The organism is Prochlorococcus marinus str. MIT 9515, assembly GCF_000015665.1.
In the GTDB taxonomy this organism is placed as follows: Bacteria; Cyanobacteriota; Cyanobacteriia; order PCC-6307; family Cyanobiaceae; genus Prochlorococcus_A; species Prochlorococcus_A marinus_P.
The window spans coordinates 1,357,527-1,382,234 of sequence record NC_008817.1 but is presented as its reverse complement, the minus strand read 5'-3'; the positions used below and the strand labels follow the sequence as shown (position 1 = coordinate 1,382,234).

Annotated in this window: 43 protein-coding genes; 19 read left to right on the top strand and 24 right to left on the bottom strand. The window is 27.9% G+C overall.

What is annotated here, in order from left to right; genetic code table 11:
- Positions 1-1,074: 1,074 nt before the first annotated feature.
- Together P9515_RS07525 and P9515_RS07520 are read right to left on the bottom strand one after the other, a co-directional pair.
- On the bottom strand, positions 1,075-1,215 hold the full coding sequence (locus tag P9515_RS07525) for a high light inducible protein (RefSeq protein ID WP_011820868.1): 141 nt from the start codon (positions 1,213-1,215) through the stop codon (positions 1,075-1,077).
- The gene (locus P9515_RS07520) at positions 1,215-1,322 is read right to left on the bottom strand and encodes a high light inducible protein (protein ID WP_011132751.1); all 108 of its coding nucleotides are present in this window, start codon (positions 1,320-1,322) and stop codon (positions 1,215-1,217) included. The genes P9515_RS07525 and P9515_RS07520 overlap by 1 nt, the downstream gene beginning before the upstream one ends.
- A gap of 236 nt (positions 1,323-1,558) precedes the next feature.
- On the opposite strand from P9515_RS07520, the gene P9515_RS07515 reads away from it, so the two are divergent.
- Genes P9515_RS07515 through P9515_RS09885 form a run of 3 tightly spaced genes read left to right on the top strand, consistent with a single transcriptional unit; the run spans position 1,559 to position 2,131 of the window.
- Positions 1,559-1,846, top strand: a complete 288-nt coding sequence (locus P9515_RS07515; protein WP_041710647.1) for a hypothetical protein — start codon at positions 1,559-1,561, stop codon at positions 1,844-1,846.
- A gap of 5 nt (positions 1,847-1,851) precedes the next feature.
- Positions 1,852-1,977: a hypothetical protein gene (locus P9515_RS10105; RefSeq protein ID WP_263969686.1), complete on the top strand. Its 126-nt coding sequence runs from the start codon at positions 1,852-1,854 to the stop codon at positions 1,975-1,977.
- A gap of 4 nt (positions 1,978-1,981) precedes the next feature.
- Entirely contained in the window at positions 1,982-2,131 is a 150-nt protein-coding gene (locus tag P9515_RS09885; RefSeq protein ID WP_187146025.1) for a hypothetical protein, read from the top strand.
- A gap of 346 nt (positions 2,132-2,477) precedes the next feature.
- Here the strand turns inward: P9515_RS09885 and P9515_RS09880 are convergent, their stop codons facing one another.
- A complete protein-coding gene (locus tag P9515_RS09880) occupies positions 2,478-2,615 on the bottom strand; it encodes a hypothetical protein (RefSeq protein WP_011820866.1) in 138 nt (45 codons plus the stop codon).
- A gap of 902 nt (positions 2,616-3,517) precedes the next feature.
- Here P9515_RS09880 and P9515_RS07510 point away from each other — a divergent pair.
- A complete protein-coding gene (locus P9515_RS07510) occupies positions 3,518-4,165 on the top strand; it encodes a DUF938 domain-containing protein (protein WP_225867084.1) in 648 nt (215 codons plus the stop codon).
- A gap of 98 nt (positions 4,166-4,263) precedes the next feature.
- Here the strand turns inward: P9515_RS07510 and P9515_RS09875 are convergent, their stop codons facing one another.
- The 5 genes from P9515_RS09875 to P9515_RS10100 form a co-directional block, all read right to left on the bottom strand.
- Complete coding sequence (locus tag P9515_RS09875; protein ID WP_011820864.1) at positions 4,264-4,425, bottom strand: hypothetical protein; 162 nt, start codon at positions 4,423-4,425, stop codon at positions 4,264-4,266.
- Between the two features lie 116 nt (positions 4,426-4,541).
- On the bottom strand, positions 4,542-5,720 hold the full coding sequence (locus P9515_RS07505; protein WP_041710646.1) for a fatty acid desaturase: 1,179 nt from the start codon (positions 5,718-5,720) through the stop codon (positions 4,542-4,544).
- 412 nt (positions 5,721-6,132) lie between these two features.
- Positions 6,133-6,771 (bottom strand): SOS response-associated peptidase, encoded by a 639-nt coding sequence (locus tag P9515_RS07500; RefSeq protein WP_011820862.1) that lies wholly within the window; start codon positions 6,769-6,771, stop codon positions 6,133-6,135.
- Positions 6,772-6,800: 29 nt separating this feature from the next.
- Positions 6,801-7,478: an HAD family hydrolase gene (locus P9515_RS07495; RefSeq protein ID WP_011820861.1), complete on the bottom strand. Its 678-nt coding sequence runs from the start codon at positions 7,476-7,478 to the stop codon at positions 6,801-6,803.
- 111 nt (positions 7,479-7,589) lie between these two features.
- Positions 7,590-7,721 (bottom strand): hypothetical protein, encoded by a 132-nt coding sequence (locus tag P9515_RS10100; protein WP_263969685.1) that lies wholly within the window; start codon positions 7,719-7,721, stop codon positions 7,590-7,592.
- A 192-nt stretch (positions 7,722-7,913) separates the two neighbouring features.
- On the opposite strand from P9515_RS10100, the gene P9515_RS09870 reads away from it, so the two are divergent.
- The gene (locus P9515_RS09870; RefSeq protein WP_011820860.1) at positions 7,914-8,060 is read left to right on the top strand and encodes a hypothetical protein; all 147 of its coding nucleotides are present in this window, start codon (positions 7,914-7,916) and stop codon (positions 8,058-8,060) included.
- Between the two features lie 423 nt (positions 8,061-8,483).
- Here the strand turns inward: P9515_RS09870 and P9515_RS09865 are convergent, their stop codons facing one another.
- From P9515_RS09865 to P9515_RS07490, 3 genes are all read right to left on the bottom strand, one after another.
- Positions 8,484-8,633, bottom strand: a complete 150-nt coding sequence (locus tag P9515_RS09865) for a hypothetical protein (RefSeq protein WP_011820859.1) — start codon at positions 8,631-8,633, stop codon at positions 8,484-8,486.
- The gene (locus tag P9515_RS09860; protein ID WP_011820858.1) at positions 8,626-8,784 is read right to left on the bottom strand and encodes a hypothetical protein; all 159 of its coding nucleotides are present in this window, start codon (positions 8,782-8,784) and stop codon (positions 8,626-8,628) included. Before P9515_RS09860 ends, P9515_RS09865 begins: the two co-directional genes overlap by 8 nt.
- 203 nt (positions 8,785-8,987) lie before the next feature.
- Positions 8,988-9,200 carry a hypothetical protein gene (locus P9515_RS07490; RefSeq protein WP_011820857.1) on the bottom strand — a complete coding sequence of 71 codons (213 nt, stop codon included), beginning with the start codon at positions 9,198-9,200 and terminating at the stop codon, positions 8,988-8,990.
- A gap of 127 nt (positions 9,201-9,327) precedes the next feature.
- Between P9515_RS07490 and P9515_RS09855 the strand changes: the two genes are divergently transcribed.
- Complete coding sequence (locus P9515_RS09855) at positions 9,328-9,480, top strand: hypothetical protein (RefSeq protein WP_187146024.1); 153 nt, start codon at positions 9,328-9,330, stop codon at positions 9,478-9,480.
- Positions 9,481-9,482: 2 nt separating this feature from the next.
- Here the strand turns inward: P9515_RS09855 and P9515_RS07485 are convergent, their stop codons facing one another.
- The 4 genes from P9515_RS07485 to P9515_RS09850 form a co-directional block, all read right to left on the bottom strand.
- Positions 9,483-10,589, bottom strand: coding sequence for a fatty acid desaturase (locus P9515_RS07485; protein ID WP_011820855.1), 1,107 nt, complete (start codon positions 10,587-10,589; stop codon positions 9,483-9,485).
- Between the two features lie 110 nt (positions 10,590-10,699).
- Positions 10,700-11,710, bottom strand: a complete 1,011-nt coding sequence (locus P9515_RS07480; protein WP_041710645.1) for an SDR family oxidoreductase — start codon at positions 11,708-11,710, stop codon at positions 10,700-10,702.
- Between the two features lie 135 nt (positions 11,711-11,845).
- Complete coding sequence (locus tag P9515_RS07475) at positions 11,846-12,136, bottom strand: RNA recognition motif domain-containing protein (protein ID WP_011820853.1); 291 nt, start codon at positions 12,134-12,136, stop codon at positions 11,846-11,848.
- Positions 12,137-12,284: 148 nt separating this feature from the next.
- Positions 12,285-12,440: a hypothetical protein gene (locus P9515_RS09850; RefSeq protein ID WP_011820852.1), complete on the bottom strand. Its 156-nt coding sequence runs from the start codon at positions 12,438-12,440 to the stop codon at positions 12,285-12,287.
- Positions 12,441-13,019: 579 nt separating this feature from the next.
- Here P9515_RS09850 and P9515_RS07470 point away from each other — a divergent pair.
- Together P9515_RS07470 and P9515_RS10095 are read left to right on the top strand one after the other, a co-directional pair.
- Complete coding sequence (locus tag P9515_RS07470; protein ID WP_011820851.1) at positions 13,020-13,349, top strand: hypothetical protein; 330 nt, start codon at positions 13,020-13,022, stop codon at positions 13,347-13,349.
- A 129-nt stretch (positions 13,350-13,478) separates the two neighbouring features.
- The gene (locus tag P9515_RS10095; protein ID WP_011820850.1) at positions 13,479-13,610 is read left to right on the top strand and encodes a hypothetical protein; all 132 of its coding nucleotides are present in this window, start codon (positions 13,479-13,481) and stop codon (positions 13,608-13,610) included.
- Positions 13,611-13,626: 16 nt separating this feature from the next.
- Here the strand turns inward: P9515_RS10095 and P9515_RS07465 are convergent, their stop codons facing one another.
- From P9515_RS07465 to P9515_RS07450, 4 genes are all read right to left on the bottom strand, one after another.
- Positions 13,627-13,962 carry a DUF805 domain-containing protein gene (locus tag P9515_RS07465; protein ID WP_011820849.1) on the bottom strand — a complete coding sequence of 112 codons (336 nt, stop codon included), beginning with the start codon at positions 13,960-13,962 and terminating at the stop codon, positions 13,627-13,629.
- An 84-nt stretch (positions 13,963-14,046) separates the two neighbouring features.
- Entirely contained in the window at positions 14,047-14,211 is a 165-nt protein-coding gene (locus P9515_RS09845) for a hypothetical protein (protein WP_187146023.1), read from the bottom strand.
- 439 nt (positions 14,212-14,650) lie between these two features.
- Positions 14,651-14,788: a hypothetical protein gene (locus P9515_RS09840; RefSeq protein ID WP_011820847.1), complete on the bottom strand. Its 138-nt coding sequence runs from the start codon at positions 14,786-14,788 to the stop codon at positions 14,651-14,653.
- A gap of 43 nt (positions 14,789-14,831) precedes the next feature.
- Positions 14,832-15,011 carry a hypothetical protein gene (locus P9515_RS07450; protein ID WP_011820846.1) on the bottom strand — a complete coding sequence of 60 codons (180 nt, stop codon included), beginning with the start codon at positions 15,009-15,011 and terminating at the stop codon, positions 14,832-14,834.
- A 303-nt stretch (positions 15,012-15,314) separates the two neighbouring features.
- Here P9515_RS07450 and P9515_RS10090 point away from each other — a divergent pair, with 303 nt between their 5' ends.
- Entirely contained in the window at positions 15,315-15,443 is a 129-nt protein-coding gene (locus P9515_RS10090) for a hypothetical protein (RefSeq protein WP_011820845.1), read from the top strand.
- 65 nt (positions 15,444-15,508) lie between these two features.
- Here the strand turns inward: P9515_RS10090 and P9515_RS09835 are convergent, their stop codons facing one another.
- Positions 15,509-15,685 carry a hypothetical protein gene (locus P9515_RS09835; protein ID WP_187146022.1) on the bottom strand — a complete coding sequence of 59 codons (177 nt, stop codon included), beginning with the start codon at positions 15,683-15,685 and terminating at the stop codon, positions 15,509-15,511.
- Positions 15,686-16,154: 469 nt separating this feature from the next.
- On the opposite strand from P9515_RS09835, the gene P9515_RS09830 reads away from it, so the two are divergent.
- A complete protein-coding gene (locus tag P9515_RS09830) occupies positions 16,155-16,298 on the top strand; it encodes a hypothetical protein (RefSeq protein ID WP_187146021.1) in 144 nt (47 codons plus the stop codon).
- 183 nt (positions 16,299-16,481) lie between these two features.
- Here the strand turns inward: P9515_RS09830 and P9515_RS07440 are convergent, their stop codons facing one another.
- Complete coding sequence (locus tag P9515_RS07440; protein WP_011820842.1) at positions 16,482-17,357, bottom strand: DMT family transporter; 876 nt, start codon at positions 17,355-17,357, stop codon at positions 16,482-16,484.
- Positions 17,358-17,738: 381 nt separating this feature from the next.
- On the opposite strand from P9515_RS07440, the gene P9515_RS09825 reads away from it, so the two are divergent.
- The gene (locus P9515_RS09825; protein ID WP_011820841.1) at positions 17,739-17,891 is read left to right on the top strand and encodes a hypothetical protein; all 153 of its coding nucleotides are present in this window, start codon (positions 17,739-17,741) and stop codon (positions 17,889-17,891) included.
- 32 nt (positions 17,892-17,923) lie between these two features.
- On the opposite strand, the gene P9515_RS07435 is transcribed toward P9515_RS09825, so the two are convergent.
- Entirely contained in the window at positions 17,924-18,106 is a 183-nt protein-coding gene (locus tag P9515_RS07435; RefSeq protein WP_225867083.1) for a hypothetical protein, read from the bottom strand.
- 229 nt (positions 18,107-18,335) lie between these two features.
- On the opposite strand from P9515_RS07435, the gene P9515_RS07430 reads away from it, so the two are divergent.
- The 6 genes from P9515_RS07430 (at position 18,336) to P9515_RS07410 (ending at position 22,533) form a co-directional block, all read left to right on the top strand.
- Complete coding sequence (locus P9515_RS07430; RefSeq protein WP_011820839.1) at positions 18,336-19,571, top strand: BaiN/RdsA family NAD(P)/FAD-dependent oxidoreductase; 1,236 nt, start codon at positions 18,336-18,338, stop codon at positions 19,569-19,571.
- 96 nt (positions 19,572-19,667) lie between these two features.
- Positions 19,668-20,384: a GAF domain-containing protein gene (locus P9515_RS07425; RefSeq protein WP_011820838.1), complete on the top strand. Its 717-nt coding sequence runs from the start codon at positions 19,668-19,670 to the stop codon at positions 20,382-20,384.
- A 94-nt stretch (positions 20,385-20,478) separates the two neighbouring features.
- Complete coding sequence (locus P9515_RS07420) at positions 20,479-20,964, top strand: DUF2214 family protein (protein WP_011820837.1); 486 nt, start codon at positions 20,479-20,481, stop codon at positions 20,962-20,964.
- Positions 20,961-21,494, top strand: a complete 534-nt coding sequence (locus P9515_RS07415) for a DUF1643 domain-containing protein (protein ID WP_011820836.1) — start codon at positions 20,961-20,963, stop codon at positions 21,492-21,494. Before P9515_RS07420 ends, P9515_RS07415 begins: the two co-directional genes overlap by 4 nt.
- Positions 21,495-21,576: 82 nt before the next feature.
- Positions 21,577-21,705 carry a hypothetical protein gene (locus tag P9515_RS10085; protein WP_263969684.1) on the top strand — a complete coding sequence of 43 codons (129 nt, stop codon included), beginning with the start codon at positions 21,577-21,579 and terminating at the stop codon, positions 21,703-21,705.
- A 96-nt stretch (positions 21,706-21,801) separates the two neighbouring features.
- The gene (locus P9515_RS07410) at positions 21,802-22,533 is read left to right on the top strand and encodes a pirin family protein (protein WP_011820834.1); all 732 of its coding nucleotides are present in this window, start codon (positions 21,802-21,804) and stop codon (positions 22,531-22,533) included.
- Positions 22,534-22,541: 8 nt separating this feature from the next.
- On the opposite strand, the gene P9515_RS07405 is transcribed toward P9515_RS07410, so the two are convergent.
- Both P9515_RS07405 and murD read right to left on the bottom strand, forming a co-directional pair.
- Entirely contained in the window at positions 22,542-22,850 is a 309-nt protein-coding gene (locus tag P9515_RS07405) for a hypothetical protein (RefSeq protein ID WP_011820833.1), read from the bottom strand.
- A gap of 89 nt (positions 22,851-22,939) precedes the next feature.
- A complete protein-coding gene (gene murD / locus P9515_RS07400; RefSeq protein ID WP_011820832.1) occupies positions 22,940-24,373 on the bottom strand; it encodes a UDP-N-acetylmuramoyl-L-alanine--D-glutamate ligase in 1,434 nt (477 codons plus the stop codon).
- Between the two features lie 49 nt (positions 24,374-24,422).
- Between murD and P9515_RS10000 the strand changes: the two genes are divergently transcribed.
- Together P9515_RS10000 and P9515_RS10125 are read left to right on the top strand one after the other, a co-directional pair.
- The gene (locus P9515_RS10000) at positions 24,423-24,608 is read left to right on the top strand and encodes a hypothetical protein (RefSeq protein WP_011820831.1); all 186 of its coding nucleotides are present in this window, start codon (positions 24,423-24,425) and stop codon (positions 24,606-24,608) included.
- Positions 24,581-24,673 carry a hypothetical protein gene (locus P9515_RS10125; protein ID WP_011820830.1) on the top strand — a complete coding sequence of 31 codons (93 nt, stop codon included), beginning with the start codon at positions 24,581-24,583 and terminating at the stop codon, positions 24,671-24,673. The genes P9515_RS10000 and P9515_RS10125 overlap by 28 nt, the downstream gene beginning before the upstream one ends.
- Positions 24,674-24,708: the final 35 nt, after the last annotated feature.

Sequence of the window (24,708 nt, the reverse complement as noted above, 5' to 3'; positions counted from 1 at the left end):
CTCTTTTAATAATAAAAATAAGGAATGACCTCTGATTTTTTAGTTTCAGAGGAGCAAATGCCAAATTGCAAACATTCAGTTTGACTCTCTTTTTTAGTTCTTTATTTCATCTTGACTAATAAATAAATATTAAATAAAGAATCTAGAACTTTTTTTGAATATATGTGAAATGATATCCATAAGAAACAATTAATTAGAAACTGCCTTTTTAATGCTGTTGTTTGTAATCTTTCTTAGTTTGAGTAAGTCTAGCTCCAAGATACATTAATAAAGTTAGCCAGAATACAATCTCCAATCCGAGGTTGTTCATCTGATTTCCCTCCAATTATTTCTTTGACTTTAATATAGTTTTTATTATTCCGATAGAGTTTTTATACTGATTAAAGAAGTAATCTATTAATATAATCATCTTATTATTTCCACTATCATCTAAGTTACAATTGTAAGTATGGTAAAGATGATTTTGATTATCGCAAAGATCTTGAATCATCTCGCATAAATTAAATAAAACACAAACGAGCAAAAAGCTTTTAAAAACAAAAAAATTTTATGGCAACTAAAAGTGGAGAATTTATAAACTTTGAACCTTCAATTAAAAAAAAGAAAATCTAGTTACAAAGAATTTTAGAAAATCAATAGCTCTTAATAAAATTGAATACGCCTTTTTTATATCCCGTCTTGGTCCTCTCCGAAAGGATTGTATCTAAGATCCCAAATCAGGACTACTGCTGTAGATAAAATTAGCAAAGCAAAAACCACTTGAGGGGGAGGATAAATCATTTTTATTGGTTCATCAGATAAGAAATAAAACGAGAGAAGGTAAGAAGTTTAAAAATAATAAAAAATGGCATAATATTTTGAGCTTTAAATCCAAAAGGTAAATATTTATTAAATGTGTTCATTTTTTTTAATAATAAAGATGGATCTAGCCATTTTTTAGCAGTTTAAAATTTATATTATTTTCTAAATTTTAAAATCCATAATTAAAGGGATTAAAGATAATGAAACTATCAAAACTATAGACAAAAAAACCAGATTGTTATTAACAATCTGGGAAGAAATGTTATTGAATCTTTAAATAAATCCAGGAATAATTTGACCAGTTGTCAGGTAAGCTCCTATTAAGGCTACAAAACCCAACATCGCAAATCTTCCATTTAGCCTTTCAGCTACAACCTTTTCTTTTTCAACAATTTTAGTGTCGTTGTTCTTCATTAGAACCAACCTGGTATGATTTGACCAGTTGTTACGTATGCACCAACAGCTGCTACAAAACCTAACATTGCTGCCCAACCATTAAAACGTTCTGCTTCTGGAGTCATTTTTGAAAATAATTAATATTAATTAATATAACACATATATATAGTTTTGTAAATAAATAGTCTAAATCCCGCCTGCTTTGGCTGTAAAAGCGACAGTTTTGCTACATATATGCGCCATATCATATTTATTACGATTTGTTTGGTAGAGTTCCGCGATAACACTAGTTTTTCATCTCGGCAGTTGACATCCGCCTAACGAAGGGTAAGAATAGTAGTACAAATGTATTGCTTTGGTGATGGTCGAAAAAAAAGTCGCAGCGCTTTCGTTATTTCAGAGGGATCGTAAGCTTCATGAAAAATGGGAATATATTGAAGATCCAACATATTCGAGATCGATAGGTAGTCATGTCTGTATTACTTGCTCAAAATTTGATTACTCCAGTCAAGCAAGTCGTGGTTCAATTCTCTGCTGCAACTGCCATCAAAAACTTATTTGGCATGGTCAGCATTTGACTCATTCATGCGAACAATATCAAGAGAAAGTAATTTTAGGGACTCATAAAAAACTCAACCAAAAATCTTAAGCCACATGACAAATCTCATTTTAAACGAAGAGAAAATTTTTAATAAAAAGCAAAGAGTTGCAGGAAATTATCCATCGAAATTTTTTTTAGAATTTTTTAATGGTTTATTTATACAAGTTGGTGAAGAATAATTTTATGAATCATAAAGAATTAGTTGATCAAGTTTCCGCAAACATTTTTAAGGAAAGTGGAAAAATAGAAAGTCGCAAGTCATGGCTTGCAATGAGAAATTATTTAGAGCAGTTGGATGACCTACAACTCAAGGCATTGCTCAAAGAGAAATAATAATTATTAGTATTGAATCTAAAATTATTTGCATTAGAAGTTTAAACATTTTGGGAAAGTTTTTTATTTCTTCAATTGCAGATTAAAAAAAGAATAGCTTAATTCTTTTAGGTTTTTCTAGGTAAAATGTATTTAAATTTTGTAATCACTTGGTTAAGGAAATTACCTTTTTGTATCTTTCAATAACTACATAATCTGGTAATAATCCTTTAAGATTTTGCAATTTATATGTCGTAATTACTTGATAATATTTTTATTTATAATTAGATAATTTCATAAACAATTTTTGAAGAAAAATCAAAATGAAATCTATACACCTTAATTTCAGTTCCAAATCAAATAAATGTTATTTAGAATCTAGGCTTTTCTCAAATTTAGTTTGTAGCTTAGCTGCTTTATGTAGAAGTCCTACTGCTTCTTTTCTTCCAGTTGCTATAGAAGCTTGATGCAATAAATCAGCATACTTTTTGTTAAGTTTTTTCATTGAATTAATTTTTTGAAGCTATTAATTCAGGCTTGATAAGAATTGATTTTTACTGTTTGACCTGTGTTTTAAATAACAAATTTAGTTATTCATTTAAAGTTATTGACTCTTGCAATTTGAGAATTTTTTTTGCGTTGTCAATATAAATTATGCTTATCTCTACCTGAGATGATTTAACTATAACATAATTTAATCTATTACTGTGTTTATAGTTAGATTTTAAAAAGTAATATCCAAAATTTTATTACGTTATTTGGAATTTATTTTCTCCAAATGTTAATTTTAATTTGTTAATAAAGATGTAAAAAGAATTTCCATTTTCAGTTATTGAACAATACTAAAATATAGTGAGTGCAATATCTAAGGCATAATAACTATAATCTTCTTTATTTTTTTAGTAATCAATTAATAGTATTTTTTTTAATTTTAATACTTTAGTCTTATCTTAAATAACCTCACTTTAGGTTAATCTTAACTAAGATTACTTAAGAGTCAGCTAGTAGGGATACAGGCTGACTCATCTTTTTTAATCCTTAAATTAGTAATCAGAATTCCCTATTAATAAAGTCTAATATCAAAAAAAGTTATTTATATTAAAATAAAATTTAAATTTTTTAAACTAGAAAAAATACTCTTTTTTTTTTATCAAATTATTGCTAATAATAAATTAATTAGATAAAAGATTTATGTCATTTGCTACTTATTACATGCATTTAATTTTTGCAAGCATTCCTTCTTTATTTGGTACTGATTTGATACTTTATATTTTACCTTTGCTTACAGTTATGATCCTATTCTTTAGCTTGAAAATAATGTTTTATAAAGCCCCAAAATTGCGACGAGCTAAATAAATAAATATATATATAATTATATCGCTGAACAAATATTAATTATTACTTTTTTTGTATAAAGGGACTTTTTTGATTAAAGATAATAGACTTTTTTTTCCTGCCACTAATCGTAATAGAAAGTGTATAGGAGATTTATTATCAACAATTCCGCTTAAAGGAGGATCAATCTTAGAAATTGGTAGTGGTAGTGGGGAACACGCTGTTGTATTTCAAAAACGCTTCCCGGAAATACTATGGCAATCAAGTGATCCTCTTCTTATTCATAGAAATAGTATCGCTGCCTGGATTGATTATGAAGGACTAAATTTTAAAATGCCTCAACCTATAGACATAAATGTTGAGAACATTCCTTGGATAATTCCCTCGAAGGTAAAAGAATCCCTTCATATTATTATATCTATAAATATGATTCATATAGCATGCTGGAATTGCACAAAATCATTATTTAGGGAGTCTAGTAAATTATTAAAAAATGGACAATTTTTAATATTGTACGGGCCTTTTAAAATTGGTAATAAGCACACAAGTCAAAGTAATAATTTATTTGATAAATCATTAAAAATGCAAAATAAGTTATGGGGTATCCGAAATCTTGAAGAAGTAAGCAATGAAGCCATCAAAAATAGTTTCGTTCAAGAAAAGTTATGTCAAATGCCAGCAAATAACTTTTCTGTAATTTATAGGAAAGTTTCTAAATAATAATTAATTTTAAATAAAACTTGCAATACATTTAAAGTCGAAATTCATTTTTATACTCCTTACTTTTTAATGTATCTTTAATTTATATTATTAGAAAACTATCCTGATAACTTCCTACTCCATTCCTTATGTTTCTCATCTAGGTCTGTTACTTTATCTCCTAAACTTAGTTGCTTCTCTAATAATTGTACTTTGGTAAGTGTTACTTCCTCAGAGTAAAACTTAATTGGTTGTTTCCCGTATAGGTTGTCTCCACTCATGACTTAATCTTATAACGTTTATATAGTTAACTATTTAAGATAGAAAGTACCTAATTTCCTGAATCTTTTATATTATTTTCAGATTTGCGTAAATTTATGTGATATGAGTTAAATTATCAGAATTTGGTTTGAACATTTTTTTTGTAAGAGGATTGCCAAATATACCTTCCGTCATCCATCTCTGATTTAACAGCAATACAATTACAAGCAATATTCCATAAAGCCTTATGTATTGGATCGGGATTGAAAAGGTAGGCTTTATTGAATGCTTTTTTTATTGCAAGAGTTGCCTTCGTAGCATGATAGTGAGGAATAGTTGGGCACACATGATGAACTACATGACTTGAACCAATATTATGATGAAGTAAATTAATAATCTTGCCATAAGGCCTATCAATGGAAAGGAAGGCTCCTCTCATAAAAGAAAATTCTGAATTAGCGAGGTGTGGAACATCTGAATCTGTATGATGAAGCCAAGTATAGATAACTAACCAACAATTAACTACTAATAAGGGACCAAAATACATTGCTATTATTGGAAAAATTCCATATTTGGTAACTAAAATAATAAGTCCAATTATTACTGCAGCTACACCAATGTCTGAAATCCAAACTTTCTTAGCCCATACAGCAGGCCATAATGTCTTAGAAAAAGGTTTCCTTGGCCAAAAATGATTTGAAGTTCCATATTTGATCCCTCCTGTACTTCCTGATAATAAATAAGCAGGCCAACCAAAAATAAGATGAAGAACAAGTTGGAGAATTCCATACTTAGTTTTGCCTAATTTACTTGAAAAAGAAAGTTCCTTTTCACCTCCAACTTTTTCGCTAATTCCATTCCCATCAATAACTATTGGGACGTGAGTTTCTCCATTGGTTATATGATTGGTGAAACGATGATGGACTGCATGTGAACGTTGCCAAGAGAAATATGGAACTAATAATAATGAATGAAGTAAATATCCAGTAATGGTTTCCAAGGTCCTATTTTTCGAGAATGCCCCATGACCACATTCGTGGGCAATTACCCAAAAACCCATCGCAGTTGTTCCTGATAAAAATGCATAAAGAATCCAAATTGGGATCATACTTTGAGTGAAAGGAATAGTTAATCCTATTGCTATAACAATTGCCTGAATAATGGTCGACTGTAAAAGATAGCGTAATGAAGTTCTGGTTTGAGGTTTGAAGCAGTGATTTGGAATCACACTTTGAAACTCTTTCAAGCTTGGGATATCACTCATCTTTATTGCAAGTGCTTGACCTTTAAGGCCAGAAAAATTAATATTACTCAAATTTTTTTTGGTTAGGATTTAGTTTTAAATAAATTTTAATCTACATAATTTATTATCCATCAAAGATTCTTTTTGTGAAAGTACTGTGTAGTGTCAAATGTTCAAATAGTATTAATTAGGGTAAATTTTTGAACATTTATGAATATTTTTTAAATCTTTAGAAAGTTATTAATTCATCGCAAATAATTATTTTAGGGCTATCAATAGAACTAAATATAGAAATAGAGTTGAAGTAATAGCGAATGCAGAAAGAGGTAAGATTAAACCAGTATTTAGCCATCTTAAAAATCTAATTTTTCTGTTAACTACTTTAACCATTAACTTAACTGGAACTAATCTAAAACTATTTAAGCTCAAATGATAAAACAAAATAGTTAATAAATCTCCATAACAAAAAAAATTAATATGTTTTTTAAAATAAGCTCATTTGGGTAGTGGGCTTTTTATTAATTTCTTCTGTTATCCATCCGGAAGAAGGCCAACCCCTCATTATGGGAATTAACCCTTTCAATTCATCAGTATCCTTAACCTGATCAGTCCAGTTTTTTTCGTATCCATTTGGTATGATCACTGGCATACGATGATGTAAACGTTTCACTAAATCATTTGCTTCAGTCGTTAAAATACAGCAACTTTCTAACTCAGCACCATCAAGTGAAGACCATTTACTCCAAATCCCTCCTAACCAAAAAGTTTCATAATTATCTTTTCTAATACGATATTTTTTTTCAAAAAAACCGCTTGCAGGTATTAAGCATCTTTTATGTTTCCAGCTTCCGCTAAACAATTTTTTCTCTTCAACACTTTCTGACCTCGCATTAAAGGGTCTAGGTCTTCTCTTGTCAAAAGGGTCTTTAGCCCATGGCGAGATAAACCCCCATGTCATAAAAGTAGTCTGAATTTTTCCTTCATTCTTAATTACAAGGACTGGATCATTAGGTCGAATTAAATTCTGGGTCTCGTATTTAGTATTAAGCGCACTTGGATAGTCTTGTTTTAAAACTTTTGGTAAGTTCTCAAATTTAGTTTTTAGTTCAAATCTTCCGCACATATTAAGAATTAGGATTTAATTTGATTAGTTTAAAAACCTTTATATAACTTTAAATAATAAATAATCTCTGACAACTCATTAATTTTTTGAATCTTTTCTTGGTTAAATTCATTTATTAATTTATTAAGGATCTCATTATCTTTGGAAAAAAATATTAAATTACAGCCAGCTCTCAGTCCTGAAACTGATCCTGCATATGAGTCTTCTATCACCCATGTTTTAAATGGATTTACATCTAAAATCTTTAATGCTCTCAAATAAGGATCAGGTGAAGGCTTGCCAGCAGATATAAATTTATCATCTCCAAGAATTTTTGTTTCGAATAAATTTAACCAGGAATTTGAAGAGCTTTTGATTTTAAAACTCTGGCTACTACTACTTGTTACTAAAGCAATAGGTAATTTTGTATTTATACAAAATTTGATTAGATCTATTGCCCCCTTAAAAGGTTTTGCTTTGCTGAGCTGTTTATCTACTTTTAATTTTTGAGTAATTAGTAATTCCTCGATTGAATTTTCTTTATTTATCCATTTACAAACTTTTTTTGCGCAATCTCTTCTTCTTCTTCCCTTTAATTGTAATAAGTTATCGTTTGATAAATAGTGATTATATTCTTTGGCGGTTTCATTCCACGCATAAGCTAGTAATGGTTCTGTATCTAATAGAACACCATCTAAATCAAAAAGAATTGCTTCTGGGAATTCCATTTTTATACAAATATTTTAGAAAGACTTTAATTTAATATAGTCTTAATTTTTATTTCGTTATTCAATTACTTTTTGTCTGTCAATAAAATATTTATAAAATCTGGATTAAATTTATAAGCCTCGAACATATCTTTTAGGAGTATCTGACTGCTTTCGTGGTTTTACTAATATTGGCAAAATAATAACTCCTGCTGTAAAAACACATATTGGAGCCACAACCATAAGTATAGATTCTAGAGACATTAATTTATTTAAAAATTTATCTTACAAATAGCAGTAATTGTTTTTTTAGTCATGCGTATTTATATCTAGCAAGGCAATATCTTTACAACTTTATATATTGTTAAGCAAAAGAAAAAAAAATATTAAATATTAGAAGCATTTTAAGTTTATGTCCTAAATAAGGTTACTGCTATTTAATTAAAGGAGAATTTTATGAATAAAGATAAAAAATGGATGTTAATGACCTACTATTGCCCAACGCATGGCGATGCCGGCAAAGTAGAACCTATACAATTAACAAGGCAAGAAATTTCTAATAATTTACAAAATAAAAGTAAATCTAAAAAGGATATTTATTAGCCTCAATTTTGAAAACAGGTTCAGTAAATTTTAATGGTTGATATTAATAATACAAATATAGAATTATAGCCATAACATGGATTACGCCCTACCTACAAAAATAATTGTTGGTTCATCCAAAAACAGTGATAGTTTATAAGATATTTTGCTCTTCTAGTATTAATTAAGGCTTAGCTATTTCTAGAAGCATTCTAATACCACGCATTTCATGACTTCTCAGCAAATTAAGATCTTCTTGAGCAAGTTTTTAGGAACGGGAATCTAGTATTAAATTCAGATTTTTTTCTCTCATGTGAACATTATTGAGCTTTTTGAAGTCATTTATATTCTTAATCATTGATTCAATAAACAATATATTTATATAGAAAATTGATATTTTTATAAATAGTTTATTAAAAGATATTCAATATATTTTTCCCGTGTTTATTGATCTAAATCACATGTTAATTCACATTGATTCAGTTCAGAAGCCGAAATTTTATCCAAAATTCTCAGCATATCAATCTCAGAAAGATCGCCATTAGAGTTCCACTTTAAAGTTGTTTTTCTTTGAAGAGAATATTTTTTATTCATTTTTATTTCCTCCTTTAAGATGAATTTCTACACATCGAGTTATACATTCTTGATGGCCATCAACAATGCTGCATTCACTAATGCATTCAAAATATGAATCTATAGTATCTTTTTTTGTTATTTGATTCGAAGAAAAAAACAAATCTTCCATAATTTTTGTTCCTTAATTTGGAATGAGATATAGCATAGCTTTAAAAGTTAATTGTTGCTTTGTTAAGAAATTACGAATAAATAAGTATTAGTTACTATCTTTGTATTTTGTTGTTATTAACAGCCAAATACTTAGTTTCAATCTATCTTTATAGGATTAATTTAATACTTAAAAACATAATTATATTTATTTTAAATTTTGCTCTAAAGTTGATTTTTTTGTAAATTCTCTGCTTTTAATTTATAACTATTTGAGTCCCAGTCTTGTTGGATATCTTTTATAAAATCAAAAATAAATTCATTCGGACATTCAATTTCTTTTTGTAGTTCATTTAACTTTTGATATATGTATCTTTTCGTGCAAGATATTAGCCTATCTTTTTGATAATTTGTAGGGATCCATTTTTGCTTATTCATAAAGATGATTTACCCTTTACTAGTTATTATCTTCTAATTAATAATATTGAAAGTAAATCAGTCTTTATGCTGATTTACTTTTTTAAAATATTGTTAGATGATAATAATGTACTTTTTATATTTTCATATGAAATCAATTATAAATTGGTTTTCTAAAATGTTAGAAAGCATGGCAAATGCATTTATTCATCCTGTTAAAAACGACTTGCCTCCATCTATTGGAGCCCACGCTTACAGTAATGTTCCTCTAAAAAGGAAAATGAGAAGAAGATTCAGCTAGTTTTAATTAATTGGGATTAGATTTTCATTTTTACTGTCCCAAATAATATATTTAAAACAATTAGGGAAGTCACTTAATTTAAGAAATTTTGACTTTTTTAGTAAATGTATATTTGCTTTATGACAAGCTCTTAAATTGTAATTAGGGATTCTTTCTGATAGATGATGAATGCTGTGAAAAGAAATATCAGCTAAGAACCAATTTAACCAATTTGGTATATCTAAATTGCTGCTTCCAAAAATTGCACCTTCGACAATATCCCAGTTTTTTGTATTACTCGCATATGCATTTTCATAGTTATGTTGTATGAAAAAGATACATATGAAAATTGCTGCTGAAAAAGTTAATATTATCGAATAAAAAGTTAAGAAAAATACGGCTCCTAACCACTTACACATAATTATCCAACCAGTTATAACAATAATATTGTTAGCAATCAGATCAAATAATTCATCAAAATTATCTCCATAATCAGAGAAAGGAGGTTTAATTCTTGATTTAATGTTTAAAAGTTGAGAATAATTTCTTTCTTTAATTTTAATAAAACTTTCTATCATCAAGGATTTAATAAAATTAAAGATAATCAAAATAAGTCCTAATCTTGCTTTAATAACCAAATAAAAGAAACCTCCTGGTAAAAGCATTAACCAATGTCTACTAATTTTATAAATAAGTTTTTCTCTTTTAGTAAGAGATTCATAATCTTCTAGGCTTAACACATCTACAGGACCTTTATAAATTTCCCAATTCCCATTATTTCGATGGTGGAATGCATGATCATTAGCCCAAGGTTTATGAGGTATTCCATTTAACAAACCTAGAAAAAAACCAAAAAAGTTATTCAAAGAACGTTTTTCAAATAAGGAATTATGTCCACAATCATGCATTAATGAGAATGTTCTTGAAGATAATAGGGTAAGAAGAAAGAGAATGGGAATCAATAAAATCCCTTTTGCAATTGGCAAAAGAGGAGAATATACAATTTTAGAAACAATAATCCAAATAGCGATTATTGGTACGAGAGTAGTTATTAGCTGATAGAACGCTTTAAAATTATTCCTTTTTAGAAATGGCTTTAATATAAAATCAGATCTTTTGATTTTATTCATATAAATTTTTCTTTGATTCTCTATAGATAGGATAGTCGAGTTAAAAATTATCGTGGTAAAGTTATAAATTTAAGATATACGAAAACTATGGCTATAACCATGTTATTGGTTTATTTGGTTGAAATTTGTTTTAAAGAATTACCCATATCAATTAATGTTTTTTCTAGTGAAATTGGTTCCCAATTAAATATAGAAATAGTTTCTGAAATATCAGCACCATAAGAACCTCTATTAACCATATTAGCCATACTTTTCATCTCTTTATTAAAAGACGCAAGAGAATTTATCATTTTTGTTGGGATAAATTTTTGAGGTGTTTTTGTATAACCATTTTTTCTTAAAATTTTTGAAATTTTCATGATATTTATCCCTTGGGGAGAAGTCGCAATAATTCTTTTATTATCACTTTTATTATTTCTAAGAGAATCGACATGCAACTTAGCGACATCTCTTACATCAACGACAGTAAAATAAGCATCTGGTAATGCCGGGAATTTACCATTAATCATTTTTGAAAGAAGTTCTGCCGAAGCCCCATCAATATCATCGCTGAGCAGTGGACCGAAAACCATTCCAGGATTAATAGTTGTCATTGAAAAAGAATGATCATTGTCATTATGAACAAAATCCCATGCAGCTTTCTCTGCAATTGTTTTACTTTTTACATAAGCGCCGACGTTTTTTGTTGTGTCTGTCCAGTCTTGAGGCGTACATAACTGCTTATCATGTCCATAAGCAATTGCCGCCATTGAAGAAGTTAGAACAACTTTTTTGACTTTAGAGGATTTTTTTGAAGCATTTAATGCCCTTATAGTACCTTCCAATGCAGGATTGATTAGAAGAGATTCTCTTTTTGGTTCTGCGATAGTAAAAGGAGATGCGACATGAAGAAGATAATCACAATCAAAGGCTGCTTCATCCCAACCCTCATCATGTAGAAGGTCAAGTTTACAAAATTCCAGCTTATGATTTTCTGAATCTATCTTAAGAGATTTTCTTACTTCCTCTGCTCTTTTCATATTTCTAAGAGATCCTTTTACGATATAACCTTCTTTTAGGAGCTCATGGATGCAGTGCAAAGCAATAAACCCAGATGCTCCAGTAACTAAAACTTTTTCCAAAATAATTTTATTTTATGCCTACTTTTATTATGATTCTTTAGGCTACATAAATAAATAAAAGGCTTCTTATTTATACAGTTTTTAGGAATTTATTTTTCAAAAAAACTAAGAAGTAAATAATAAAGAAGAGGCTTCTTAACTATTTTTTTTAATACCATAACGTCTATTTTTCGTTGAAGAGCGATCTCTTTGCTCCGCCTTATAAACTCTAATTTCCCTGCCCATCCATTCGACATCTTGCAAATCATCAATCGCAGTTTTTTCTGAGCTTTCACTGGTCATTTCGACAAAGCCAAAACCTCTTTTTCTTCTTGAATTTCTCTCTAAAGGAATCATACATTTTGTAACTTCACCATAAGTATTGAAAAGGTCTTTAAGATCCTTCTCTTCAGTGTTCCATGATAAATTTCCAATGAAAATTGTCATAATTTTAAAAAAGCTATTTAAAGATAGCTGGAATAAGGCGCTTATTTAAATAGATAGGTAATATTAGGGTTTTTGGTTTGAACTGATTTTTTCATTTATCTTTACTAAGATTTGGTTTCTAATAGAACTTTTATGATTTCTTTGATATCTAGAGAATAAATTCTTTAGACATGGTTCTTAATTGCTCTAAATTTAATTTATTTAAATAATTTATTATTTCACTAGAACTTTCCCTTGATTTGAGATTTTGGCTTTCGTTAATCAAACTGCTGGAGATTAAATCTACAAGATGTTGTTTATCCATAACTCCTTATAAGCCATATTTTTATATTAAAAACTAAAAATCTTGAATTCCATACCTTATTTTTTTGTTTTTGAAGTTAATTATTTTGCTTATTTTGGAATTATTTCCCAAAATTAACTTTTGAATTTCTTGCTAAATTTTATGAATTTTGATTTTTTTTAAGTCTTTCATTTGTTTTTGATTTTACTCTTATTAAAGATTTTTCTTTCGCTAGAGTTTCCTCTCAAAGGTGAATTATAGTATTTTCAATAAGCTAGAAAAAAATACTTCTATCATTCCTAGAGTTCCAAATGTTTCGATTATGGATGAAATTTTGATGGAAAAAATGCTAAAGAAGTATAGAAATTGTTTGCTCAATAAAATTTTTTCTTAGCTTTTTTTTTATTAGATCTCTATAATAAAAAACCATAATGAAATTTTGTTGGTTTTTGTTCTTAAAGGTAAAGTCTTCTCTTATTAAAAATCAAGAATTACTTGAAGTATTCTTTTTAATAATCCTTTAAAAAATAAATATGAGTAATTGTACAGGTGCCAAATAAAGAATCACCAATAATCATTAATGTAGTAAATGATCTTTATATGAAGAAAATAGTCAGAGAGGAGAATAATAGTGAATCTGAATTGTGGTTTAGTTGGTTAACTAGAAAATTAAATTCTTATGAGGCTTTTGATGAGTTTGCTTCAGGTCAAAAGCCTGAAGAAGTGGCAGAGAAATTTATTGCATTAAATAGTTTGGGGATATCTGACATTTTTGATAAATTTGATGAAGAAGATAAAGAAACTCTTGATCAATTTCAAAAGTTAACTGAATGTGAATGGCATGTATTCAGAATTTTAAAAAAACAATTAGAGTTTCGTAATAAGGTTACTTTTGTGGATTTTAAAAAAAGTAAAAAAGTAAAAAAGTAAAAACCATATTTTTCTAGGTGCTTTTGTCTTTTGGTACGGTTTAATGAACATAATTGTTCGGTTTAAATATGAAAAGTAACCTCATTTGTGATCATCTTTTGATTAGGTTATTAGAAATTAGATATTGTTATGAAAAATCTTATTACACCCTTTTCGATTCTTGCTACTAAAAAGAATTTGAATAAAAATACAAAAGAAAACACTTCGAATAATAAAGAAAATTCAGTTCACCATCGTAGAGATCTAGATTCTTTAGGTTAATGTTTAAATATTTTTTTTAAATAAATTTAGACCTTCCATTCCCAGATTTACCAAACCCCAGCCATATAAACCATATTAACCATCCAAAAACTGGTAGTAAATTTATAAAAATCCATTTCCAGTTCTTGCCAAAGTCCTTCAATCTTCTAATATCAATAGCTATTTGAGGCAGAATACATATTAACCCATAAACGTTAAAACCAAATGTTCTTAAAAAAATTGGGATAGCGATAATAGATATCGCGACATTTGCTAGTTGAACATACCACCAATCCAATCTTGTGGTTTTACTCTCGAAATCCGTAGCTTTAAGCCAAAATTCTTGATAGGCATTAAAAATTTTACTATACATTTTTAAAAAATTTATTAACCGAATAAAGTTTATTTTAGAGGAGTATTAACTTAAATATTTTTGCTTCGGTTTAGATCCCCGGAATTAAATAGGATCAAACAAATTCACATTATTTTCTATCATGTTTGGATTTTCATTTTGATTGGGTAATGTACAAAAGCCGTCCTTACATATAATGTTTTCTTTCTCAATTCTTAAAGACTTAGAAAAATCTTTTTCTTTGGAATTATTTGATGGTTCAATTGGCATATATAAAATTAATATAAACATTATTAAATTAATAACTAAATAAATTGGTATGGTCAACAATATTAAAAATAATTACTTTTCACTTCTTTTTTTGATTAGGAAGGTCTCTCCAAAATAGTGCCATGACATAAATAAATAAAGATATGGAAAAAATATAAAGTAGGGAATTAAGATGCATTTTAAGATCTCATCAGAATAAATTTATTAAAGCAAAATTTAATCTACTTTAATGAGTAGTTTTTCTTTAATTTAAAATAAATGTTAAAAATTAAACCTTGTCCAAATAGAGTTTTAAACCGTTCTAGTAGGACATCATAAATATTAATATGAAAGAAATTACTTTTATAATAAGGGAAAATAAGTTTTCTAATAATTCTTTAGAAATTTTAAGTTTAATTTCTTGTAGCTTATTTGTACGTAAATATCGATTGAGTAAATATTATTTTTTTTTATTTTCTAAATTTCCAATTTCTTTAAGAGCTTCTCTACCTTCTTTTAATGTTTTTGTTGTTAACCATGAAATGAAGATAAGAATGAGAAGCGACAATAATATGAGTGATATTAATGTATTACCCATTTTTTTTTGGTAAGGAGCTTATGTATTGTTCAAGAAATTAAATTTAATTTTTTGAACTTGAATATGCAGGTATTAGCATTCCACCGTCTTGATCGTCATTGTCATCATCAAAGCCACCACCTAAAAATAATTCAACTAAAACTAATATTGCTAGAGGGTAAAAACACCATAATATAGCCGCAAATGGACTAATCGATGAACTTGATGTGTAAATTTCTGTCATATATCCAACATAAACTAAAAAAATATAAATTGTGGATATTTTGATGTATCTTCTAGCCTACTAGTTTTTCTAAATACGCAATGAAAAATTAAATTTATACTTGTGATGTAAGGGGTTTGGAGAATTATTTAATAAGAAAATTTCTCCTTTTTTGATGTCATCAGATAAATTTTTACTTAGAAATTTCCTTGGAATTTTTTGATATTGACGTCTTGAGATATATCAATGTGATAAATGTTACTTAACAATAATTGTGGAATTTGGATTCAAAAACTATTATTTATCTTGATTTTATAGTTTTTTATGTTCTCTTTCTCTTTTAACTCTTTAGGTGCAATTTTTGGTATTGCTGGAATAGTAGGTTTCTTTTTCTATGTTAAAGCTGCTAATGGAACTTCTAGTATGAATACAAATCCTAAAAAAGATATTTAAGCTTTTAATGCTGATAAATAATTTTAAAAGTGTTCTTAATGATGAATTTCTTCTAAAAAGAATTATTATTCATTAAATTTTAATTGTTTTGAAATAAATTTTAGAAAATTCTCTATATCCTCTTCAGGACAATTAGTTTGTTTTTGTAGATTAATACAAGTTTGTTTTATTAATTCATAAGCTTCTTTTACTGTCTCGTTCTTTTCGATAACTTCGAAATATTCTTTATCAGTGAAAGTCATAAAAAAAATATATGATTTAAGAATCAATCTAATAGTAATTTTTAAATTGGTACTCAAATTTATTTAATCGTATTAAAATTTTTTAATCTCCTAATCTAAAGAATTTTTTTACTTTTGATTATTTATAAATCACAAGAGATAACTTAAGGGAATAAAAAAAATTCCTTGACTATTCTGCCTTAGTTTAGATTTTTGTTTATTCTGCAATGATTAACAAATTTCACTCTCCTTGTGATTTAATTGGAAATTAATGGTTCACATTCCTAAATGGGCTAATCCTAAATCCATACTGAATAATTAACTTGCGTTGTGTGGCGATTTTATAAGAAATTCCTTCAAAAATTCTTTCAAAATAGTCATATGTTATCAGTAAAAATAAAACAAAACTAAGTTTTAAACACTGAGACTGTTAACAAATTTACAGATTTTTATTTTCTTTTCTATTAGGATTAAGAAAAAATTTTATTTGATGGATGAGCTCTCAGCACTTTCTATTTCTTTATCTATAGCTTCACTAGGAATATATTGTATATTTTTTGCTTCAAGTGATGATGATGATCAAGATGGAGGCCACTTGATAAAGTCAGTTCAAGAGATAAATCAATTTAGGTAAATAATGTACTCAATAAAGCTTTATAACCTATATAGCCCGTATATATGCATGATAAGAAAATAATATACACTTCAAAAATACCAAGTCTCTTTTTCTTTAGGATTTTCATATTAAAGACATTTCTAAAATAATTTTATTGATTGTTTTTTTTAATAACATGAGTATTTATTACATGTATTTATCTCATAGAATTATTAAACATAAACCTAAAAATAATAATGTAGTAAACAATATTATGCTTTTTGTTATCTTTCCTTCTTCTTTATTGGCGAAAAAAAGAGAAATCACTGGAGAGGTACTAAGCAAAGTCCACCCTATACCTAAAGGAAGAGTCTTGAAAACAATTTGTTGTAGTAGTATGCCTAAATTTGTTCCTAAAAATATTGAGAGTAAAAATCTTTTTTGATCATTGTTATTTAATTTCTTAAGGAAAAAATTAATTCTAAAATTTTTTATTATTATTAAAAATATTATTGCCCCAAGTAACCTTATCTCTGTTGTTTGGAAAGGGGATAGATCGCTATATAAAAATACTATTCTAGATAAAAGCCCCCCTGATACAGCAAACAAAACTGATAAAAAAGGAAATATATAAATTTTAAAATTATTGTGTTCTGTAATGGGGTTCATATTATCAACTACAAGGTTAGTTCTTTGTCTAAGTAAAATGAAAAGTGAAGTTGATATTATTGCAATCCCTACATAAGATCTAAGTGCTAAATTTTCATTAATAAAAATTTCACCAGATAGTGCTGCTAATAGTGGAGATAATGTTTCAATAGATAGAGTTCTTCTAGTGCCAATTATCTGTAATGACTTTATATAAAAAGTATCTCCTAAACCTATTCCTACAACTCCACTTAGTAAAAGAGTAAGTATAGATTTTGAATTAGTTAAAATGCTGATATTGAAAAATGCAGGTAAAAAAATTAAAAATGCGATTATATTTTTAATTAAATTTATATCAATGGATTTATACTTTGTTGTCTGAGATCGCCATATGAAGCATGCATAAGTCCAAGATATTGCTGCTCCAAAGGCGGAAATGATTCCAATCAAAATGAATTATATTTAAAATTTTTACTTTATAAATGTTGTTACTGCTAAAAATAACACGTATAAAAGAATAATAAAACCTGGTAGATATTGCATGAGAGACTTTAATTTGTTAGTTTCCATGATATTTAAATTTGAAATTTATATTTAAATAATATACCGTCTCTATGTAGTCATTAGAAGCTGATGAATCAAGAAACTAACGTAAGATTTGATTCTAAAAATTAGTAAAGAGATTTATTGGTAAGAGAATTCATAAGTAATTTATCAAAAAATTTATATTTCATGTTTATATCCAAAAGCAGTAAGTATTATCTTGAATCAATCACCAAGCAATTACTTTAATTTAATAACTATCTACTATAAAAATAAATTATCAATAAAATGGAAATAATTAATAAAAATGATGCTTCTTTAGGTCTAACGCCTTTCGATATATTAGGCTTCAATTCGGAAGAAGAACTTAATGAAGAAATTTCAAAGCTGATTGAAATTAGAAGCGAATTCAAAACTAAAACTAAAGTAAAATCTAATTAATATTTTTAGCAATTAATTTATAGCTTTAAAAATTATTTTTTTCTGTTTGGATACAAATTTTCTAACTTTTTTCTCCTTTCGATTTTCGCGTTAATTCTCTCTTCCTTTTCTTTTTTCTTTATTTCATCATTTATTTTGTTTTGTCTATAACCAAACCAAAGAAGTATCCAAATAACTGTAGTTAAAAGTAAAAGAGCCGTATACTGACCCGTCATGGGAAAACTAGCTTCAGAATATTTAACGTAGGAAAATAAAAGTATCATCTAACTAAAATAATGTATAAAAGATAGTTGCGTGTTCATATGAACCAAAAAATTTAAAGTGTATTTATTATTCATATTTCGGGATGTTTTAATACGAGCTTTGAAATTTTGATTTGAAATCAATTTTTTAATAAATTGTATTGCTATTATCAAATCAAGGAAAAATTGTGAGCCTACATTTTTGGACCCTTTTAATTTAGTAGTGGTTGGTGGTGGAGCAGCAGGTTTTATGACAGCAGTAATAGCCGCTGAAAACGGAGTTAAAAGAATAATAATTCTTGAAGGTTCCTCAAAACTTATGGAAAAAGTAAGAATAAGTGGAGGAGGGAGATGCAATGTGACAAACGCATCATGGATACCGAATGAGTTGGTAGAAAATTATCCTCGAGGTGGAATTAAACTTTTGGAATCATTTAATCGTTTTGCTGCTGGAGATGTATTTGATTGGTTTGAGAAAAGAGGATTGAATTTAAAGATTGAATCTGACAATAGAGTATTTCCAGTGTCGGATTCATCTTTAGATGTAATAAGTTGCCTAAAAAAAAGTGCAATTACTAAAGGAGTAGAAATATCGACAAGATTTTTTGTTAAAGAAATTGTAAAAACCGCAGATAACCTGTTTAATATTTTTGATAGTAAAAAAAATTTGATAATTGCAAAAAATCTTATTCTTTCTACTGGAGGCCATCCTAGCGGACATAAATTAGCCAAAAATTTTGGTCATAGAATAATAAGGCCTGTTCCATCTCTTTTTACTTTCACTACAGAAAAAACTAAATTGAATGAGTGTAGTGGCGTTTCTATTAAGAATATAGATATTGAAATTCAACTAAATAACAAATCTTTTAAAAATAGAGGAGATTTACTTATTACTCATTGGGGTTTTAGCGGCCCTGCGGTCCTAAAGCTCTCTTCAATAGCCGCTAGAGAATTATTTGACCAAAAGTATAAATTTAACTTACTAATTAGATGGTCAGATTTAGAATACAAAGAACTAAAAGAAAAAATTGATAACCTTAAATTTAATAATGGAAAATTAAAATTAATTAATTTAAGACCTCTACCTCTTTTGCCAAAAAGGTTGTGGGTTTTCTTATTAAATAAAATGGAAATTAATAAAGAAAAAAAGTGGTCAGATCTTTTGGCTAATGAAAGAGAGAAAATGATAAATAGCCTTATGAAAGATATTTATAATATTTCTAGTAAAGGCCCCTTTGGTGAGGAATTTGTCACGTCGGGAGGAGTATCAATTGATGAAGTTAATTTTAAAAGCATGGAAAGTTTAATATGCCCAGGTTTGTTTTTTTCAGGAGAAGTTCTAGACGTTGATGGAATTACTGGGGGATTCAATTTTCAACATTGTTGGACTAGCGGATGGATTGCAGGTAAAGCTGTCTCAAAACAATTAGTAAAGTAACAAATCAATAAGTTTAACTTCTTTTTATTAAGTATTAATCAAAAAAAGTTTTTTAAAGAAAGATTAATTTTAAAGTTGAAAAACTTAAAAAATGTAATGCAAAATCTAATTCCTAAAAAGGAAGAAGAAGAAAGGAGGTTAAAAGCATTAGCCGAATATCGAATATTGGGAACTAAACCAGAATCGTGTTATGACGATATTACAAAAATAGCAGCCTCAACTTGTAATGTCCCAATATCTTTAATGACCTTAGTTGATAGAGATAAGCAATGGTTTAAGTCAAAAGTTGGCCTCGAAATTAGTGAAACAAAAAGGGATTGGTCTTTTTGTACTCATGCCATACAAGAGAATAGTCCATTGATTATTGAGGATGCTTTTCAGGATGAAAGATTTATCAATAATCCCTTAGTAACTGGTGACCCTAAAATCAGGTTTTATGCAGGGTTTCCTCTTAAAAATAGTGATGGAAATAAACTTGGAACTCTATGTGTTATTGATAGAAAACCAGGTAATCTTTCCTCTAATCAATACAATGTAATGGAATTATTATCTAAGCAAATAGTTTCTTTTTTGGAATTAAGAAAAAAATCTCTAAATTTATTAGAGGCTTTGTCTAATTTGCATAGACAAGAAGGAATATTATCCGTCTGTTCTTACTGCAGAGAAGTTAAAAATGATGATGGCAATTGGATGCATTTAGAAAAGTATCTTTCGAAAATAAGTGATATTAGATTTAGTCATGGTGTTTGTGATGTTTGTATGGAAAAGCATTTCCCAGATGTGGTTGAGGTCTGGAATAAAAAAGGTTCTTAAAATGCTGAAATTTAAAAAATCTCGATTTTATTGAAAGCATTTTTGGACGAATAGATATTTAAGTAGTTAGTATTGTATAAAATTAGACTCGCAGATGTTACTAGGGACTTTATTTATCGGTGAAATAGCTAAAAGTGCATTAGTTGCTTATATCCACTACTTGGGGATCATACTTTGCTTTGGATCTCTTTTATTCGAAAGGTTAACTTTAAAGGTTGGTCTTAATAGAAACGAGACTGTATCTATGATTGTTGCAGATGTTATTTATGGTTTGGCTGGGGTTGCAATATTGGTTACTGGAATTCTAAGAGTAAAATATTTTGGACAAGGGGGAGATTTTTATACACATAATCCAATTTTTTGGATCAAAGTTACCCTTTATATTGTGGTTGGATTGTTGTCTTTATACCCAACAACAACTTATATTTTGTGGGCGATACCACTGAGTAAAAACAAATTACCTGACATCCCTGAAAAACTTGTAAAAAGATTTAGATTCATCATTACAACTGAATTAGTTGGTTTTGCAACTATCCCAATTTTTGCAACCTTAATGGCTAGGGGTGTGGGGCTTGTTTGAAAAATCTTTTCATTGAAAGAAGTTGCCTAATAAGCACAAATAGAGAATATAGATGGAGTTTAAGTTTCAAATTAACTAAATCCATAAAAGAGATAATTTTCATAGGTCTAAATCCATCTCTTTCAGATACGAATTACATTGATAATACAACAAGAAAAATAATCAAAATTTGCAAAAACAATAATTATGGCAATCTTAAAATAATAAATTTATTTGCCTTGATTGCCAAAAATCCTCATGAATTATTAATCCATCAAAAACCCATTGGATATTTAAATAATAAGTTCATAAATAAAAATTTAAAATATTGGTCTGAAAATAAAAATTGTCATTTGTGGTTGGGCTGGGGTAACAACGGGATCTACTTTAATAGGAATAACAAAATTTCTAAAAAAATATCAAATTCTTATTCAATTAAAAAAGATAAATTTAATAATCCTTTAGGCCCCCTTTTTATAAAAAAAACAAAAAAGCAAAATCCCATACACCCTTTATATTGTTCTGATAATTCTGTTCTAAAAGCAAAATAGTCATTTAATTTCTCGTAAGGTAAAAAACTAATGCTTTTGTTTAAAAAGTATGTTAATTTTTAAAAATATACTTAAATCTGAGATGAAAATCTCTAAACAATTAAAAAAATTAAAGAATTTAAACGTTGAAGCAGAAAACTGTTTAACGAGAGATGAGGCAAAAAAAATTATTAATAAAGCAATTAAGGCTCAAAGTAAAATAACTTTTTAAAATAATTTTTATTTGGTTTTAATTTCTATCTCTCTGATCAATTGCACTTCTACTTAAAGATAAATAAAAAGTGTCTAAGACATTAAAACTTATTGCATGGCTTTAAATATTCTTAAATTTAGAAAATCTAATGAAAGATTTAAATCAAAAAGAGAATGGCTAGATTCTAAACATTCTTTTTCTTTCGCAGAACATAGGGATCCATCTTGGGATAACTTTGGAAAAATTAGAGTAATTAATGAAGATATAATTTCTCCTAATTCCGGCTTTGGAACTCACTCCCATTCAAATATGGAGATAGTGACAATAGTCACAAAAGGTGAGATTTCACATAGAGATTCACTAAATAATGTGGGGATAATACATGAGGATGAGGTTCAGATCATGTCAGCAGGAACAGGAATTTCTCATAGTGAGAAAAATGAAAAAAATTCAGACTGCAAGTTGTTTCAGATATGGATATATCCGGATATTCAAGATCTGAAACCTTCATATAGACAAATTTCGATTAAAAGTTTGTCCGGAAATAATTTAATTATTAATTCTTCAAAAAAAAATAACTCTCAACTCCTTATTAATCAAGATATATCTATATGGCGATGTAAATATAATACTTGCGACAAAAAATATTTGCCTTCAGAACTAGAAAGATTTAATTGGATTCAAATAATAGAGGGTAATTTGTTAGTAAGAGATAAAAATAATAATTTAATTAAAACTCTTTTCTCTGGTGACGGTTTGGGATTTGAGATATCTGATTTTTGCGATATAAATATTCAGTCGGATAAGAAGGTGGATATGCTTTTATTTTCTATGAAAAGTATATAGAAATTGTCTTAAGAATCTTTTTTAAATGCGTTTAGAGCTTGTAATGCCATATTTACGTGAACTTCCATAGCACCTAACGCAATTAAGGAATTAGAAGATTTATCTTTTAATAAATCTTTATTTCTCTTAGAAATTGTCTTAATGACGTCTTTGGAAATTATCTCCCATTTATTAATTAATTCATCAAATTCTTGTTTTTCTTGGCTAATAAAGTCTTTTTCCTCATTAATTGAATTAATATCTTTTTGAGCATTTAGCATCAAATAAGTTAATTTTTTATGACTTATAGCTTGAGGTAAATTGTTAGATTCACTCATGTTTCTTACTATTTCTTGTTTAAAACTAACTAAATAAGACAATATTTGCTAGTGGTGAATTGGTTGTAATGACCGACCTAGCAATTCTTTTAACTAAATTCTTTGTGCGCGAAAAGTTTGAGATTGAATTTTTCATGGATTAATTTTTTAAAAATATCTCCTCTTTCTTCATAGTTTCTAAATTGATCAAAACTTGAACATGACGGAGAAAACAATAAAGTTTCTATTTGATTATTTTCTATATAAGAGTAGACATAGTTGATTACCTCTGAAAGATCATTAAAAATGAAAATATCTTTCTTAAATCCTCCCTCAAGGATTAATTTTTTTAAAGTTTGGGAGCTTTCGCCAAAAAGAAATACGGCTTTTGCTTTTTTATTAATAATATTTACCCACTCAATATAACTGCCACTTTTTAACTTTCCCCCGGAAATTATTATGGGAGCACCTTTAATTGCCTTTATCCCTGCTGTAGAAGAGTCAAAATTGGTAGCCTTGCTATCATTGATTATTTCAAGCTTATTGCTTTGATAGATCGTCTCCATTCTATGAGGAAGTTGTTCATAACTAAGTAAAGCATTCTTTATTTTTTCAGGTGATAATCCAATTTTTCTTGCTGCTGCTATGGCTAGTAATAGATTTTGAGTATTATGATTACCTTTTAATTTAAAGTTTTTTAAACTCAATAAATTTTCCTGTCTTTCTACTATAAAGTCTTCATTATTTATCCAGTAATCACAATGATCTAAATCTGATTGTTTAGAACTGGTGGTGATCCAAATCCCCTTTGAAAGAGATTTGAAATTTTCTCTTAAATGTATATCGTCATAATTATAAATTCTAAATTCGGATTGTTTTAGTAAGCTATTTTTTATCTTGAAATAATTATCAAGGGTTTTGTGACGGTCCAGATGGTCGGCAGTAAATGTTGTCCAAATTCCAATTTTTGGTTTTATGCAAAGTGTCGCTATTTCTATTTGATAACTGCTTAATTCAGCTACTAACCAATCAATATTTTTGCTTTTAATTGAGTACGCAATTTTGCATAATGGGGTCCCAATATTGCCAGCAAATGGAGCTAATAAATTATTCGTTCTAAGTATATGACTTAATAAGTGTGTGACTGTGGTTTTTCCATTGGTACCTGTAATTCCAATCCAATTTATATTCTTTAAACTTTCCCATGCGATATTGACTTCTCCTAATACCTCGATTCCTTTTTCTTTAAGTTTGATTATTGTTTTATGGTCGATGGGTATAGCTGGACTTATAACAACAGCTTCAATCTGATTAAGACACTCAGAAAACTCTTCAAATAAAAATTGTTTATTTAGACAAACCGATATGTCGAGTTTCTCTAGTATCTCTTTTGTTTCTGAGAGTTCTTCGTTTTCATTACTTTCCCAAACTATAACTTTCTTTCCCAGACTTCTTAAATACTTTGCTGCCCAAAAGCCAGATCTACCTAACCCAATTACAAAATAAATTTTTTTTTCGTTTTTTGAATTATTTTTAATAGGCATTAAATTTATAATTAAATTGAGGTTTCTAAAGTAATTGTTCTATTTAATTATGAAAAATTCTTTAAAAACTAATATCATTTCTAAATTAAAATTAATAAATGTCTTTTTAATCAGTTTTGGATTTAATTCTACTTATATGGAATCAAAAGCTCATTTTAGAGGTTGTTATTCTACTGAAGGTGAAGCCAAAGAAAAAAAGCTAAAGATGTGGGTTGCATTGGAACACATAAATTAAAGGAAACTTGGATGCCTTGTGAAAGTGAAAAAGAACTTCATAAATATCTAAGGAAAAATAAATAATATTAAAAATTAAAATAAGAAAACTTCATAGATTT

Excerpts from the sequence above, each read along its gene's own strand:
- P9515_RS10000 (WP_011820831.1), top strand. The coding sequence starts at position 24,423 with ATGAAAAATTCTTTAAAAACTAATATCATTTCTAAATTAAAATTAATA.
- P9515_RS07435 (WP_225867083.1), bottom strand. The coding sequence starts at position 18,106 with ATGACGGGTCAGTATACGGCTCTTTTACTTTTAACTACAGTTATTTGG.
- P9515_RS07470 (WP_011820851.1), top strand. The coding sequence starts at position 13,020 with ATGAAGAAAATAGTCAGAGAGGAGAATAATAGTGAATCTGAATTGTGG.
- P9515_RS09850 (WP_011820852.1), bottom strand. The coding sequence starts at position 12,440 with ATGGATAAACAACATCTTGTAGATTTAATCTCCAGCAGTTTGATTAAC.
- P9515_RS09870 (WP_011820860.1), top strand. The coding sequence starts at position 7,914 with ATGAATAAAGATAAAAAATGGATGTTAATGACCTACTATTGCCCAACG.
- P9515_RS07425 (WP_011820838.1), top strand. The coding sequence starts at position 19,668 with ATGCAAAATCTAATTCCTAAAAAGGAAGAAGAAGAAAGGAGGTTAAAA.
- P9515_RS09865 (WP_011820859.1), bottom strand. The coding sequence starts at position 8,633 with ATGAATAAAAAATATTCTCTTCAAAGAAAAACAACTTTAAAGTGGAAC.
- P9515_RS07475 (WP_011820853.1), bottom strand. The coding sequence starts at position 12,136 with ATGACAATTTTCATTGGAAATTTATCATGGAACACTGAAGAGAAGGAT.
- P9515_RS09845 (WP_187146023.1), bottom strand. The coding sequence starts at position 14,211 with ATGCCAATTGAACCATCAAATAATTCCAAAGAAAAAGATTTTTCTAAG.
- P9515_RS09875 (WP_011820864.1), bottom strand. The coding sequence starts at position 4,425 with ATGAGTGGAGACAACCTATACGGGAAACAACCAATTAAGTTTTACTCT.
- P9515_RS09885 (WP_187146025.1), top strand. The coding sequence starts at position 1,982 with ATGAATCATAAAGAATTAGTTGATCAAGTTTCCGCAAACATTTTTAAG.
- P9515_RS09860 (WP_011820858.1), bottom strand. The coding sequence starts at position 8,784 with ATGGAAGATTTGTTTTTTTCTTCGAATCAAATAACAAAAAAAGATACT.
- P9515_RS07485 (WP_011820855.1), bottom strand. The coding sequence starts at position 10,589 with ATGAATAAAATCAAAAGATCTGATTTTATATTAAAGCCATTTCTAAAA.
- P9515_RS07495 (WP_011820861.1), bottom strand. The coding sequence starts at position 7,478 with ATGGAATTCCCAGAAGCAATTCTTTTTGATTTAGATGGTGTTCTATTA.
- P9515_RS07520 (WP_011132751.1), bottom strand. The coding sequence starts at position 1,322 with ATGACTCCAGAAGCAGAACGTTTTAATGGTTGGGCAGCAATGTTAGGT.
- P9515_RS09835 (WP_187146022.1), bottom strand. The coding sequence starts at position 15,685 with ATGACTTTCACTGATAAAGAATATTTCGAAGTTATCGAAAAGAACGAG.
- P9515_RS09840 (WP_011820847.1), bottom strand. The coding sequence starts at position 14,788 with ATGGGTAATACATTAATATCACTCATATTATTGTCGCTTCTCATTCTT.
- P9515_RS07500 (WP_011820862.1), bottom strand. The coding sequence starts at position 6,771 with ATGTGCGGAAGATTTGAACTAAAAACTAAATTTGAGAACTTACCAAAA.
- P9515_RS10100 (WP_263969685.1), bottom strand. The coding sequence starts at position 7,721 with ATGTCTCTAGAATCTATACTTATGGTTGTGGCTCCAATATGTGTTTTT.
- P9515_RS10105 (WP_263969686.1), top strand. The coding sequence starts at position 1,852 with ATGACAAATCTCATTTTAAACGAAGAGAAAATTTTTAATAAAAAGCAA.
- P9515_RS07405 (WP_011820833.1), bottom strand. The coding sequence starts at position 22,850 with ATGAGTGAATCTAACAATTTACCTCAAGCTATAAGTCATAAAAAATTA.
- P9515_RS07465 (WP_011820849.1), bottom strand. The coding sequence starts at position 13,962 with ATGTATAGTAAAATTTTTAATGCCTATCAAGAATTTTGGCTTAAAGCT.
- P9515_RS09880 (WP_011820866.1), bottom strand. The coding sequence starts at position 2,615 with ATGAAAAAACTTAACAAAAAGTATGCTGATTTATTGCATCAAGCTTCT.
- P9515_RS07490 (WP_011820857.1), bottom strand. The coding sequence starts at position 9,200 with ATGAATAAGCAAAAATGGATCCCTACAAATTATCAAAAAGATAGGCTA.
- P9515_RS09825 (WP_011820841.1), top strand. The coding sequence starts at position 17,739 with ATGGAAATAATTAATAAAAATGATGCTTCTTTAGGTCTAACGCCTTTC.
- P9515_RS10085 (WP_263969684.1), top strand. The coding sequence starts at position 21,577 with ATGAAAATCTCTAAACAATTAAAAAAATTAAAGAATTTAAACGTTGAA.
- P9515_RS09830 (WP_187146021.1), top strand. The coding sequence starts at position 16,155 with ATGGATGAGCTCTCAGCACTTTCTATTTCTTTATCTATAGCTTCACTA.
- P9515_RS07450 (WP_011820846.1), bottom strand. The coding sequence starts at position 15,011 with ATGACAGAAATTTACACATCAAGTTCATCGATTAGTCCATTTGCGGCT.
- P9515_RS07515 (WP_041710647.1), top strand. The coding sequence starts at position 1,559 with ATGGTCGAAAAAAAAGTCGCAGCGCTTTCGTTATTTCAGAGGGATCGT.
- P9515_RS07525 (WP_011820868.1), bottom strand. The coding sequence starts at position 1,215 with ATGAAGAACAACGACACTAAAATTGTTGAAAAAGAAAAGGTTGTAGCT.
- P9515_RS07420 (WP_011820837.1), top strand. The coding sequence starts at position 20,479 with ATGTTACTAGGGACTTTATTTATCGGTGAAATAGCTAAAAGTGCATTA.
- P9515_RS10090 (WP_011820845.1), top strand. The coding sequence starts at position 15,315 with ATGTTCTCTTTCTCTTTTAACTCTTTAGGTGCAATTTTTGGTATTGCT.
- P9515_RS09855 (WP_187146024.1), top strand. The coding sequence starts at position 9,328 with ATGAAATCAATTATAAATTGGTTTTCTAAAATGTTAGAAAGCATGGCA.
- murD (WP_011820832.1), bottom strand. The coding sequence starts at position 24,373 with ATGCCTATTAAAAATAATTCAAAAAACGAAAAAAAAATTTATTTTGTA.
- P9515_RS10095 (WP_011820850.1), top strand. The coding sequence starts at position 13,479 with ATGAAAAATCTTATTACACCCTTTTCGATTCTTGCTACTAAAAAGAAT.
- P9515_RS07410 (WP_011820834.1), top strand. The coding sequence starts at position 21,802 with ATGGCTTTAAATATTCTTAAATTTAGAAAATCTAATGAAAGATTTAAA.